The organism is Arachidicoccus sp. BS20 (assembly GCF_001659705.1).
In the GTDB taxonomy this organism is placed as follows: Bacteria; Bacteroidota; Bacteroidia; order Chitinophagales; family Chitinophagaceae; genus Arachidicoccus.
This window is the reverse complement of record NZ_CP015971.1, coordinates 2,364,863-2,379,031: the sequence shown is the minus strand read 5'-3', so window position 1 is coordinate 2,379,031 and position 14,169 is coordinate 2,364,863. Positions and strand designations below refer to the sequence as shown.

Annotated in this window: 9 protein-coding genes and 1 tRNA gene; 8 read left to right on the top strand and 2 right to left on the bottom strand. The window is 34.8% G+C overall.

Going from position 1 to position 14,169, the window contains the following annotated elements; genetic code table 11:
- Positions 1-137 precede the first annotated feature (137 nt).
- From A9P82_RS10545 to A9P82_RS10520, 6 genes are read left to right on the top strand one after another with little or no spacing between them, the layout of a single operon-like run.
- Complete coding sequence (locus tag A9P82_RS10545; RefSeq protein ID WP_066207635.1) at positions 138-449, top strand: helix-turn-helix domain-containing protein; 312 nt, start codon at positions 138-140, stop codon at positions 447-449.
- On the top strand, positions 446-3,430 hold the full coding sequence (locus A9P82_RS10540) for an Eco57I restriction-modification methylase domain-containing protein (protein ID WP_066207634.1): 2,985 nt from the start codon (positions 446-448) through the stop codon (positions 3,428-3,430). The genes A9P82_RS10545 and A9P82_RS10540 overlap by 4 nt, the downstream gene beginning before the upstream one ends.
- Positions 3,417-5,021 (top strand): Eco57I restriction-modification methylase domain-containing protein, encoded by a 1,605-nt coding sequence (locus A9P82_RS10535; protein WP_066207632.1) that lies wholly within the window; start codon positions 3,417-3,419, stop codon positions 5,019-5,021. Before A9P82_RS10540 ends, A9P82_RS10535 begins: the two co-directional genes overlap by 14 nt.
- Entirely contained in the window at positions 5,022-7,166 is a 2,145-nt protein-coding gene (locus A9P82_RS10530; RefSeq protein WP_066207630.1) for an ATP-dependent endonuclease, read from the top strand. It abuts the gene before it with no gap.
- 11 nt (positions 7,167-7,177) lie between these two features.
- Positions 7,178-9,061 (top strand): UvrD-helicase domain-containing protein, encoded by a 1,884-nt coding sequence (locus A9P82_RS10525; RefSeq protein ID WP_066207629.1) that lies wholly within the window; start codon positions 7,178-7,180, stop codon positions 9,059-9,061.
- A 4-nt stretch (positions 9,062-9,065) separates the two neighbouring features.
- Positions 9,066-12,035, top strand: a complete 2,970-nt coding sequence (locus A9P82_RS10520) for a DEAD/DEAH box helicase (protein WP_066207628.1) — start codon at positions 9,066-9,068, stop codon at positions 12,033-12,035.
- Between the two features lie 60 nt (positions 12,036-12,095).
- On the opposite strand, the gene A9P82_RS10515 is transcribed toward A9P82_RS10520, so the two are convergent.
- Together A9P82_RS10515 and A9P82_RS10510 are read right to left on the bottom strand one after the other, a co-directional pair.
- Positions 12,096-12,182: transfer RNA gene (locus A9P82_RS10515), tRNA-Ser, on the bottom strand.
- Between the two features lie 29 nt (positions 12,183-12,211).
- Complete coding sequence (locus A9P82_RS10510) at positions 12,212-12,985, bottom strand: TatD family hydrolase (RefSeq protein ID WP_066207625.1); 774 nt, start codon at positions 12,983-12,985, stop codon at positions 12,212-12,214.
- A 105-nt stretch (positions 12,986-13,090) separates the two neighbouring features.
- On the opposite strand from A9P82_RS10510, the gene trmB reads away from it, so the two are divergent.
- Together trmB and A9P82_RS10500 are read left to right on the top strand one after the other, a co-directional pair.
- Complete coding sequence (trmB, locus tag A9P82_RS10505; protein WP_066207623.1) at positions 13,091-13,813, top strand: tRNA (guanosine(46)-N7)-methyltransferase TrmB; 723 nt, start codon at positions 13,091-13,093, stop codon at positions 13,811-13,813.
- Positions 13,791-14,168: an MGMT family protein gene (locus A9P82_RS10500; protein ID WP_066207620.1), complete on the top strand. Its 378-nt coding sequence runs from the start codon at positions 13,791-13,793 to the stop codon at positions 14,166-14,168. The genes trmB and A9P82_RS10500 overlap by 23 nt, the downstream gene beginning before the upstream one ends.
- The last annotated feature ends 1 nt before the right edge of the window (position 14,169 follow it).

Sequence of the window (14,169 nt, the reverse complement as noted above, 5' to 3'; positions counted from 1 at the left end):
AAATACAAAATATATTTCACAAATAATTTTGACAAGCAGGTTATATGGCGTAAAAGAATTTAATTCCATTTTTTAGCTAAAATTTTTGGCAAAAGGAAATCATTCCCTATTTTTGACACTAATTGTCAATAGAAAGTATGTCAATAGAAACAATAGGCGAAAAATTAAGAGGGCTGCGGGAAGCAAAAACACTTCCCTTGCGCAAAGTGGCTGCATTGCTTGACATCGACGTAGCTATTTTGAGCAAAATGGAGCGCGGAGAACGTAAACTATCCAAAGACATCGTTCTCAAACTTGCCGACATATATGAATACAATCCGGATGAATTATTAGTGCTTTTTCTTAGCGACAAAATAATGTATGAAATCCAAGACGAGGATTTAGGAGAAAAGGCGTTGAAAGTAGCCGAGAAAAAAGTAAAATACCTAAAAGCGAAGAAAAGCAAATGACGATAAAACAGCTTATAGAAAAATATCGTTCTGACAGAGATTATTATCTGACCAATAAGTATAACGAAACATTGCTTCGCAGTGATTTCTTAGATCCGTTTTTTGAGTTGTTGGGTTGGGATATTAAAAACAATGCGGGAAAGCCGACCAACGAGCGCGAAGTGATTCTGGAAGAACCATTAAAAGCCAACGCTTCCGAAAACTCCAAGAAACCTGATTATACTTTCCGGCTTTTTTCGGAAAGGAAATTCTTTTTGGAAGCTAAGAAACCATTTGTAAAGATTGAAGCGGACAACGAAACAGCAAAGCAAGTGAGGCGTTATGGATTTACCGCTAAACTAAAAATTTCTGTTCTTTCTAATTTTGAATACCTAATTATTTACGATACTTCGGTAAAGGTTGAAAAAGATGATACGTTCCAAAAAGCAATCGTAAAAAAATATCACTATACTGAATACGAAAATAAGTTTGACGAAATCAGGCAACTGTTAGGCAAAGAAGCCGTGTATTCAGGTGCTTTTGATAGCGAGTGGAAAGAGATTGAAAATAAAATCAATCTATATTCCATTGACGATTTGTTCTTAAAACAAATCAATGAATGGCGGACTGCGTTGGGTTCCGAGATTCACAGACACGAACCGAATATGAGTGAACAACAACTGAACGATGTTGTTCAAAGTTACCTGAACCGTGTATTGTTTTTGCGCGTATGTGAGGATAGGAATTTAGAGGATTACCAAACGCTTTTGAAGTTTGCTAATGAAAATGATTTTAAAGCATTAATCAAAAAATTCAGGGAAGCTGATAGGCATTACAATTCGGGATTATTTGACCAGTTATTGAAAGACAAAATTGTTGGAGATATCAGTTCGGTATTTTGGACGATTATCAAACAATTATATTATCCTGAGAGTCCTTATTCTTTCAGCGTTTTTTCTTCGGATATTTTGGGAAGTATTTACGAAATTTTCCTTTCGGAAAAGTTAACTGTTCAAAACGGAACAGTTGAGTTGGTAAAGAAACCGGAAAATATAGAAAGGGATATTGTTACCACGCCGACATTTATCATCAAAGACATTTTAAGAAACACGGTTTTGCCAAAATGCCGGGATAAAACGGACAAGGAAATTTTTCAATTAAAATTTGCTGACATTGCTTGCGGTTCGGGAGCATTTTTACTGGAGCTTTTTCAATTGCTGAATGATATTTTGATTGATTATTATTTGAAGAATGATACTTCAAAGCTCATTCCTACGAATATTAATACTTATAAACTTCCATTTGAAATCAAGCGGAAAGTTTTACTGAATTGCATTTACGGAGTTGATAAAGATTACAATGCAGTGGAAGCAACAAAATTCGGCTTGTTGCTGAAGTTGCTGGAAAGTGAAGACATCAATTCAACCAATAAAACAAAACCTGTTTTACCCGACCTTTCAGGAAACATATTTTTCGGCAACAGTTTATTAAATCCGAAACAAGTTGAAAAGAAAAATCAAACAGAAGTGAATCCGTTTGATTTTTCAAAACTTCGTTTTGATGTGATTGTGGGTAATCCGCCTTATATGAAATCGGAGGATATGAAAAATATTACGCCGCTTGAATTACCGCTTTACAAAACCAATTACACATCTGCTTACAAACAGTTTGATAAGTACTTTTTGTTCCTGGAACAAGGAGTAAATTTATTGACGGATAACGGAGTTTTAGGCTTTATTGTTCCAAGCAAGTTTACCAAAGTTGGCGCGGGTAAAAAACTGCGTGAATTGATTGCAGAAAATGAATATCTGCATTCCATTGTTTCGTTTGGGGCGAATCAGGTTTTTGCGGATAAAACAACTTATACCTGTTTACTGATTCTGAACAAGCAGCCACAAAAGACTTTTAAATATGCGGAAGTAAAGAGTTTGAACAGTTGGAAAGTCCGGGAAACGGGAGCTGTAAAGTTTGCTTCTAAAAAAACAGAAGAATTAGATAACGAAGTTTGGGTATTGGTTCCACCTGAATTAACCAATGCTTACAATAAAATTGTATCACAAAGTGTGAAATTGGTTGATTTAATTGGCGATGGTAATATTTTCAACGGTATTCAAACAAGTGCAAACGATGTTTACATTTTCACGCCAATCAAAGAAGATAAAAAATATTATTTTTTCTCCAAAAAAGCGATTGAATACAAAATTGAGAAAGAAATTACTAAGCCATATTTTCAAACGTCCTCAGGCGAGGATAATTTATATACATACCGAACTTTCAAGCCAAACGCAAGAGTTATCTATCCTTACACAACAACAAAAACAGGAGTTGATTTAATTCCCCTTGCAGCTATTCAGAAGAAATTCCCTTTAGCTTATGATTATTTCCAAAAGCATAAAGCAATTTTGAATAATCCAAAGCGAGATATTAAACCTGTTCCGCTGACACAAGATGAATGGCACAGATACGGCAGGCACCAAAGTTTGGACAGTTGCGGCTTACCGCAAAAAATTATTGTCGGCGTTCTTTCTGTCGGAGATAAATATGCGATTGATATTCACGGTACATTAATTTCATCAGGTGGAACAGCAGGATATTGTGTAGTTGCCATTCCGGAAACCTCGGAATATTCCATTTATTACATTCAAGCCATTCTTAATTCAAAATATCTGGAATGGTTCAGTGCTCTGTATGGCGAAGTTTTCAGAGGCGGTTACATTGCAAGAGGTACAAAAGTTTTGAAAAACTTACCTATTCGAAAAATTGATTTTGCCAATGCAAAAGAAAAAACACTTCACGAAAAAATTGTTTCGATTCAAAAAGAGTTAATCAGCATTCACGACCTGATAGATGCGAATGCCGGAAACAAAAGAGCTTTAGCGCCGCTTCAAGCACAGTTTGCAAGAGAGAAAGCAAACTTAGAAAAACTGTTAGCCAAATTATACAATTTAGGCGATGACGATTTATTAATCCCTTTAATAAAAGAATTGTATGAAGCTAATTGAAAATGCAACAGCCGAAAAACTTCGGGGTGGTTTTTATACGCCTGAGCCGATTGCTTCATTTATTTTGAAATGGGGCATAAACGGAAGTTCCGATTATGATATTTTAGAACCGAGTTGCGGGGACGGTGTATTTTTGGAACAACTCAAAGAGAATAATTACAAGTTCAAATCGGTTACAGCGATTGAATTTGACGAAGTTGAAGCAGAAAAGTCAGACAAAATAAAACTTAAAAACAAAAATGTAGTAAATACCGATTTTCATTTGTATTGCAATGAAACAACTGAACGATTTAATTTAGTTGTTGGTAATCCGCCTTATATCCGTTATCAGTATTTTGATAAAGAGCAACAGCAGGAAGCAGATAAAATCTTTAATCGTGCAGGATTAAAATATTCCAAACTAACCAATGCGTGGGTTTCGTTTGTGGTGGGCTCAAGTTTATTGTTAAAAGAAAAAGGGAAAATCGGCTTTGTTATTCCTGCGGAATTATTGCAGGTCTCGTATGCTCAACAACTGCGTGAATTTTTAGCTCATTTCTACAATAAAATCAACATCATTTCATTTGAGAAATTGGTTTTTCCCGACATTCAGCAAGAAGTTGTTTTATTGCTTTGTGAAAGAAACGGAAGCGGTTCGCATTTAATTGAACATTTAGAGTTGAGAGATGCTTCCGACCTTGAAACATTAGACGTAAACAGGCTGAAAAGCCCAAGCAAAAAAATAGATTTTAAATCCAATAAATGGACTTACTATTTTCTGGAACAGGAAGAAATTGACTTTTTGGAGAACATTGCAGAGAAAAGAAAAATCCCCACAATTGGAGATTACGCCAATGTGGAAGTTGGAATTACCACAGGAGCAAACAATTATTTTACTGTTCCCTATTCAACAGTGGCGTTTTATCAGTTAGAAGATTTTGCAAAACCAATGGTTGGAAGAAGTGTTCAGGTAAACAGTGTTGTTTTCACTAAAAAAGATTGGCAACAAAACCAACGGACAGAAGCCAAAGCAAATTTATTAGTGTTTCCATCAAAAGAAAAATTAAACGGACACGCAGGCGTAAAAGATTATTTGCAATACGGAGAATCTATCGGCATAAACAAAGGTTATAAAACAGGTATTCGTGATGATTGGTTTGTTATTCCGTCAATTAAACTTTCCGATGCGCTGTTTATCCGTAGAAATAATTTGTTCCCCCGTTTGATTTTAAACAATGCCAACGCTTATACAACAGACACAATGCACCGAGTATTCGTAATGAAAACAACGAATAAAAATGCGTTCATTGCAAGCTTTTACAATTCGCTTTCGCTGGCGTTTTCTGAAATTGTCGGACGCAGTTATGGCGGTGGGGTTCTGGAGTTAATGCCAAGTGAAGCAGAACAAATATTGTTGCCATATCAGGTAGAAAATGCCGAATTACTTTCTTCCATTGATAAAATGATGCGGGAGAAAAAAAATATTGACGAAATCTTGAAAATCACAAATCAGCAAATTTTAAAAAAGGGTTACAGCTTTACTGATAAGCAAATAAAGTTGGCTGATAGCATTTGGAAAAAATTGTCTGCAAGAAGATTAAATAGGAAATAAATGAGAATAAATTCTATATACCTACAAAACTTTAGGAAGTTACAAGCGTGTAAAATAGATTTTTCCGAAAAAGAGACAATTTTTGTCGGAGCAAATAATAGTGGCAAAACGACGGCTATGGATGCGTTGATGATTTTCCTTAAAACAAAAAGTTTCAAACCCCAAGATTTTACACTTTGCCATTGGAAAAACTTAAACGAAGTTGGTGCAAATTGGATTAAAGCAGATGAGCTAAAGGAAGAGGATAGGTCCGTAAAACTATTAGAACAATATCTACCAGTATTGGATTTATGGATTGAAGTTGAGAATTCGGAGCTTCATTATGTAAGTCATATAATTCCTACTTTGGATTGGAAAGGGGGCTTGCTTGGCATAAGGCTACAATTTGAACCAAAAGATATGGATGAGTTAATAAAAGAATTCATCACTCTTTACAATAAATCGAACAAGTTATCGCAAGAAAAGAGAAAAGACTTTAAACTATGGCCAAAAACATTTTGGGATTTTTGTGAGCGTAAGCTTAATGCTCATTTTACAATCAAAACTTATCTGCTTGATCCTGATAAGTATGATGAAAAACAAGAATTGTTAGATAATAATATAGCGTTAGATGGAGATGTTTTAAAGGGGTTAATAAAAATAGATATTATTAATGCTCAACGAGGGTTCAGTGATGCAAATTCTGAAACTGTAGAGAGTAATAATAGCAGGAATTTATCTTCACAATTAAGAGCTTATTATGATAAGCATCTTAATCCAACATTGGAACCAACCGAAAAAGATATAGATGCATTAGAGTCAATCAATAATGCTCAAGATGATTTCGATAAGAATCTAAAAGAAAGCTTTAAGACATCTCTTTCGGAACTTGAAGGATTGAATTATCCAGGATTTGGAAATCCTCAAATTCAATTATCTACTAAAGTTTCAACTTCTGACGGTCTCCAACACGATTCAGCAGTAAAATACTATCTCGACAAAGACTTAACGTTGCCTGAAAAGTATAATGGATTAGGATACCAAAATCTTATATCAATCATCTTCAAATTAATACGGTTTAGAGATGAATGGATGAGGGTTGGCAAAAATGCAATAACTGATGATGAAGTTATAGAACCATTACATTTAGTCTTAATTGAAGAACCAGAAGCCCATTTACACGCACAAGTCCAACAGGTTTTCATTAAAAAGGCTTATGAGGTACTGCGAAATAATTTGAATTTAAAAGACAATAAAAATTTTACAACACAATTAGTCATTAGTACGCATTCAAGCTACATTGCTCACCAAAAATTTGAAAGTTTAAGATATTTTAAAAGAAATAATTCTTTAGCTCTTCCTACATCGGAAGTGATTAGTCTAAAATCAGTTTTTGGCGAAAAAGATAAAGAGACGGAAAAATTTGTGATTCGATACCTGAATACAACGCATAACGATTTGTTTTTTGCCGATGCTGTGATTTTAGTAGAAGGTCCTGCCGAAAGGATTCTAGTACCACATTTTATAAAAAATGAAAATTGCTTGTTAGATAGTTGCTACGTAACAATTTTAGAAATTGGTGGAAGTCATGCACACAGATTAAAATCCTTGATTGAAAAATTAGGTTTAATCTGCTTGGTTATTACTGATATTGATTCAAGCGATAATGGCAATAAATGTCAACCTGAATTAGGAAAGAGCTATAAAACAAATAATGATACTTTAAAGAAATGGCATCCTCAAAAAGAATCTTTAGATGAATTGTTGAACTTAAACTCGGATGATAAAATAAAGAAAGATTTACCGATTAGAGTAGCCTATCAAAAAGCAATCGAATTTGACAATAATGGCAACAAAATTAATGTTTACCCCTACACATTTGAAGATGCATTGGTTATTGAGAATAAGGAGAGCTTTAAAGTTATCACTGATGCTACAGGTCTTTTGAAAAAGATGGTAGAGGCTTCCAAGAAAGATGATTTGAAAGAATTCGTAAAAGAGACATATACAATCATTAACGATAAACAAGTCAAAAAAGCAGAATTTGCTTTGGATGTCTTATATTTTGAAGATCCCAAAAAGATAAAAACTCCTTCTTATATAAAAGAAGGATTAGACTGGATTGAAGAACAGTTAAAAATTAATAAACAAGGATTAATCAACTAAACATAAATCTTATGACTGAATATACTAATGAAATAGATAATCCAGTTGATGATGTGATTTATGAAAGTATTAAACCGTCATCGCCCCAAAGCTTTTTTCTTTTTGCAGGAGCAGGTTCAGGAAAAACGAGAACACTTGTAAATGTGTTGGTTCGTTTTAAAGAGGAGTTTGGAGAGGAATATAAATTAAGAAATAAAAGAATTGCAATTATTACATATACTAATGCCGCAGCCGATGAAATCACTCATAGGTTGGAATATAGTTCAATATTTAATGTTAGTACAATTCATAGTTTCTGTTGGGAATTAATAAAGAGTTTTACGCCCGATATAAAATACTGGATAAAGAGTAATTTGATTGTTGAAATAGCTGAATTAGAAGAGCAACAATCTAAAAGTAAAGATTTAAACAATAAGACATCTATTGGCAGAGCAAAAAAAATAGAATCCAAAAATAAAAGACTTTTATCACTTGAAACTATTCAAAAGTTCATTTATAATCCAAATGGGGATAATCTAACGAAAGATTCTTTAAATCACACAGAGGTAATTTCCATTACTGCTGATTTTATTAAATCAAAAGACTTGTTCAAACAAATCCTAATAAACAAGTACCCCGTTATCCTTATAGACGAAAGTCAGGATACTAAAAAGGAGTTAATAGATGCATTATTTGAACTTCAAAATCAATATGAAGAAAGATTTTCGTTAGGATTGTTTGGAGATACAATGCAAAGAATTTATTCAGATGGAAAGGAAAATTTGGGAATAGGATTACCAGAGAAATGGGTTAAACCTGCAAAAAAAATGAATCACCGTTCAAAATCAAGAATAATTGACCTTATAAATAAAATTAGAGAGGATATAGATGGTCAGGAACAATTACCGCGTATTGAAAATAAAGGCGGAGTTGTTAGATTCTTTGCTGTTTCTCGCACAAAGGATAAGTTTGAAACAGAAGAACAGATTCGCCAGAAAATGAAGGAGGCAACAAAAGATGATAAATGGAATGGGAATGATTCTGAGGTTATGACTTTAACATTGGAGCATCACATGGCTGCAAGAAGAATGGGATTCTCCAACTTCTTCGCACCTCTTTATGCTGTTGATAGGCTAAAAACAGGTTTGTTAGACGGGTCTTCATCTTCTGTTAATTTATTTACGAAAATTGTCTTGCCTTTATATAAAGCTCACATTAAGAAGAATAAATTCGAGATTGCTAATGTCATAAAACAGCATTCGCATTTAATAGATAAGCAGACATTACAAAATGATGGTAATAAATTAGAATTATTACATACTGCAAATAATAAAGTCAACGAATTATTGTCTTTATGGAATGAAGATGGTCATCCTACCTTAATAGAGATACTGAAAAAAATACAAGAAACCAATTTGTTTAAAATTCCACCCGTACTAAAAGTGGTTTTGAAAAGAATTGATGTTAATTCAGATGTTGAGATTGAAGATGATGTAACAACGGAAGATGATGAGGTTTTGATAGCTTGGGAAGAAGCATTGAAAGCCAATTTTGCTGAGATTGTAAAGTATAATGAATATATCAACGAAGAGTCGAAATTTGGAACGCATCAAGGTGTTAAGGGATTAGAGTTTGAGCGTGTTATGGTTATTATCGATGATGAAGAATCAAAAGGGTTCATGTTTAGCTACGATAAATTATTTGGACTAAAACCACTCACAAATACCGATAAGAAAAATATAGATGAAGGTAAAGAAACTGGAATAGATAGGACAATGCGATTGTTTTATGTTGCATGTAGTAGAGCTAAAGAAAGTTTGGCAATAGTTGCCTACGCAGACTTGCCAGAAGAATTAAAGAAAAATGTTATTAGTAATGGGTGGTTTAACAATGATGAAATAGAAGTTATCTTATAGTTTTATGAATGATATTTCTAACGAATATATAAACACATTCCGCTCCTTATTCAAAGGTAGAGAAGATGTATTTGCCGTTCGTTGGGAAAAAGAAAATAAAAGCGGTTATATGCCCGCTTATTTTTATGACCCGTATCGTTACCGGGCGCATAAAATAAAAGGCGGCACTTTTCAAAACTTCAACGAAAAATCATACCTAAAGCTGACCGATACAGAAATTGAAAAACATTTAAACGGCATACAACAAATCGGCGTTTATCCTTTATTACAGGATAATACTTCATGGTTCTTGGTGGCAGATTTTGATAAAGAAAATTGGAAAACGGAAGCAGTGCTTTTTCTGAATGCCTGCAAGGAGAAAAATATTCCTACTTATTTAGAACGGTCGCGTTCCGGCAATGGCGGACATGTTTGGATTTTCTTTGAACAACCTTATCCCGCTATTAACAGCAGAAGAATTTTTATTTCCATTCTTGAACAGTCCAAAGCATTTTCTCTATTCGATAAAAGCTCAAGTTTTGACCGCCTGTTTCCCAATCAAGGCTTCCTTTCGGGAAAAGGTTTGGGCAATTTGATTGCGCTGCCTTTCTTCAAACCGGCGTTAGAAAATGGGAATAGTTGTTTTATCAATCCTGAATCCTTTGAACCCTTTACAAACCAATGGGAATTCTTAAAAGAAATCAAACGCATTTCCAATTCAGAATTAGATAGACTGTTACAGCAATCTTTAAATTCTGACAACACAGCCTTTCATCAAGCAAGTTCCGGTAAATTGGATATTTGTTTAAGTAATGATGTTAAAATCAGCAGAGCAGGCTTAACGATAGCATTAATAAATTTCTTAAAAGAAGAATTGAATTTTGCAAATTCAGAATTTATCATCAAAAAGAGAACCGGCAAAAATACATTCGGAACGGAGCGCTATTTCAAGTTTGTTGAAGAAACGGAAAAAGAAATTATCGTACCAAGAGGTTTTATAGGCAAACTCATTCGCTTTTGTAAAGAAGCACAAATCGAATTTCAGTTTTCCGATGAGCGAAAACTTAAACAAGCTGTTCCTTTCTCTTTCCATGCACAACTACGAAAGCATCAGCAGGAAGTAATCGATGTAACTGCTAAAAAAGATTTTGGTGTTATCGTTGCACCCACAGGCTCCGGAAAAACAATTATCGGATTGAAAATAATTGCAGATAAAAATCAACCTGCATTAATTGTTGTTCATCGTAAACAATTATTGGAACAATGGATTGAACGCATTGAAGCGTTTATTGGTATTCCGAAAAAAGATATCGGCATTATCGGACAGGGAAAAACGAAAATCAGCAAACAGATTACGGTCGCCACCATTCAGAGTTTACCAAAGCAATTAGAAGAAATACATAACCAATTCGGAACAATCATTGTAGATGAATGCCATCATATACCTGCCGAAACATTCCGAAATACAATCGAAAAGCTACATACATTTTATCTTTATGGTTTAACTGCGACACCATTCCGAAAATACAATGACGGAAAACTGATTTTTACTCATTTGGGAGAAATTATTGCCAATATTCAGCCGACTGAAATTGAAAATTATAAACAGGCAAAAATCATTATCCGAAATACAGAATTAGACGTTCCATATAATTCGAAGACTGATAATTTTGAAACACTGTCAAAAATCTTGGTTCACGATTCAGCAAGAAACAAATTGATTTTAAATGACGTTCAAACAGAATTAAATCAATGGAAGAAAGTTGTTATCATCACAGAAAGAAAAGAACATATTGAAACGCTCTATTTGTTTTTGAAACAATCTTATGAAGTGGTAACGCTTAGCGGCGATGATTCTGAAAGCAGCAAAAAATCAAAATGGAAGATTTTGCATGATGGTAATTTTCAGGTTCTGCTAACCACCGGACAATATTTTGGTGAAGGAACTGATTTAAACAATATCAATACTTTGTTTTTGGTTTATCCGTTTTCGTTTCAAGGGAAGCTCATCCAATACATCGGAAGAGTGCAACGTTCAGAAATCAATCCTACAATTTATGATTACCGGGATTATAAAATTGATTATCTCAACAAATTGTTTTTAAAACGAAATACTTATTATCGAAAAATTGATAAACAAGTTACTTTGTTTGACGAACCGTCAGAAGAACCCCAAACATCAAAAAGCAATGTTGTTACAATAGAAAGAGAAATAAAAATTCTGATTGAGAATTTAGAATTTCGCTATGGAAATGTAGTATTCAATTATACCGACAGTAAAACAAGCACAACGTTTGAATTTGAAATTGAGAATATGGAGCTGAGGCCGGAATTTGAGGTGCTGAAACCGTATTTTGTAAAAGTGTTGAAATCCAAAAACATTTCTGTAAAAATATTTGCAGAATTTGAAAATGGGAAGATCGCTTCACAATTAGCCACTTCACAAGACATCGAAAGGATAAATAAAGAAGTAGTTGAAAACGTTAAGTTTCAGTTTTTACACAAAGGATTAATCGGACAATTACCAATCGCTAAACAAAATATTGTTACCTCTGATGAACTTCAAAACAATCAGAGAATTTATACTGACGCGGAAAATATATTAAGTGAAATATTAAAAAACAAGAACTACAAACACTCTCAACATATTCAATTTTTAGCCGACAGGCATGAAACCAACATAATGAAAATCCGTTTTGTATTGCAACCGTTTTCTTTCGTTTTTCTGTTGTCCGGTGAACAGCAATATCATATTGTATTAGAAACTTTGGACACTGAAGAAGCTACCTACATTTGGCACACGGCAAAAAACAAACCTGGATTGATTGAGGCAGTAAAACGGATCGACCAACAACTGAACATCATTCGAGATAAAGGACGACAAGCATTTTTAGAGAGCAATCCCGAAAACTTTAGTCGAATTGTACATGATTACACAGAAAATAATAAAGGGTTTATTTTATGGAAAAGTTTGTTGGAAGAAAGATTATTATAACAAAACAGGGTGTAAAATTGGGTGTAATTTATACAAATCATTGATAATCAACACTGTTTGCGGAGACGGCGAGATTCGAACTCGCGATACAGTTTCCCGTATACACACTTTCCAGGCGTGCTCCTTCAACCACTCGGACACGTCTCCTTTTCTTTTGGGGCTGCAAAGATAAGTTCTTAATTAAATTTTGCAGCAAATATTTTCTCTGCATTTGCGCTTGTGATTTCTGCGACTTCCTCGACAGAAATATTTTTTGCATCTGCTAAAGCCTGCGCCACAATTTTTACATAACTGCTTTCATTTCTTTTACCGCGAAACGGAACGGGCGCGAGATAAGGTGCATCGGTTTCGAGAACAATGTGTTTCAACGAAATATCTTTCAGTACTTCCGGTAAGTTGGCTTTTTTAAATGTAAACACACCGCCGATGCCGAGATGAAAATCCAAATCAACAATAGCTTTTGCCTGCGCTTCCGTGCCACCAAAGCAATGGAAAATTCCGCGCAAACCTTTATCTGAAAATGGTTTCACGGTTTCAATACATTCATCCAACGACTCGCGCGCATGGATTACGATTGGAATATTTCGTTCCAGTGCCCACTGCATCTGTGTTTCAAAGGCTTTGTATTGTTGCGGAATGAATGTTTTGTCCCAATAAAAATCCAAACCAATTTCGCCAATGGCAACAAAAATTCTTTTATCCAGATATTTTTTTACAACACTTAATTCTTCTTCAAAATTTTCTTTTACCGAGCATGGATGCAAGCCCATCATGGCAATGGTTTCAGGATATTTTTTTTCAACATCCAACATCGCTTCATGCGTGGTGCTGTCAATCGCAGGCATATAAAATTTTGCAACGTTTGCGTCTTTCGCGCGTTGTATTGCAGCGCCTAAATCGTCTTTAAATTCTTCGGAGTATAAGTGCGTGTGGGTATCGGTCAATTGCATTCTGCAAAATTAATTATTTGCCACAGATGCACGAATTTTCCCTGATAAAACATCTTATACTTCGTGTTCATTTGTGCATTCGTGGCATTAAATTATCTTTGTGTTATGGGACAAAAAAAGTTGGAACGTTTCGCCGAAATCAAGACTTTTGAAAACGTGCTGGAATATCCTAAAGATATGCAAGGCAAATGGCACGAGTTCTTTAAAAATGAGCATTCAATTACGCTGGAACTCGCGTGCGGCAAGGGCGAATACGCTGTAGGCTTGGGAAGATTGTATCCCGAAAGAAACTTTATAGGTGTTGATATAAAAGGCAATAGAATATGGCGCGGTGCAAAAAATGCTTTGACAGAAAATTTGTCCAACGTGGCTTTTCTCCGTTCTCAAATTGAGATTGTGAATGATTATTTTTCCAAAAATGAAGTAAGCGAAATATGGCTCACGTTTCCCGACCCGCATTTGCCGAATGTGAAATGGAAAAAGCGCTTGACCTCGCCAAGATTCCTGCGTTTGTATCAGCAATTTTTGAAAAAAGACGGCATCATTCATTTGAAAACCGATAGCCCGGTTTTGTATAAATTTACCAAAGCCGTTACGGAAATTTTTGGTTTGGAAATTGTGAAGGACGATGATAATGTGTATAAAAATTTGCAGGTTTCGCCAGAGCTTTCCATTAAAACTTTTTATGAAAGCCTTGATATTGCCGGGTTTCGCAAGGTTCATTATTTAGCATTTAAACTGAATAACGATTTGCCTTCGGAAAAAGATGAGCTGGTAAAAAAGTTTGTTTTTGAATTTGCGAAAGATGAAAAAAATTCCAAAAGATAAACAGGAAAAAATTCCTGCGCTTGATAAGCACCATTCTTTTTTCCGGAATGTGTGGGATGTGGCGCGGCAAATTCCCAAAGGACGCGTTACTTCTTACGGTGCAATTGCCGAGTATCTCGGTGCAAAATCATCGGCGCGCATGGTTGGCTGGGCTATGAATGCCGTTCACAATATGAAAGACATTCCTGCGCACCGTGTTGTAAACCGTAACGGAATGCTGAGCGGCAAAGCGCATTTTTCTCCGCCCGAAAAAATGGAACAGCTTTTAAAGAAGGAAAAAATAAAAGTCCTGAACGATACTGTTCAGGACTTTGAAAAAATATTTTGGAATCCCTCGGAAGAATTAAGGTTATAAA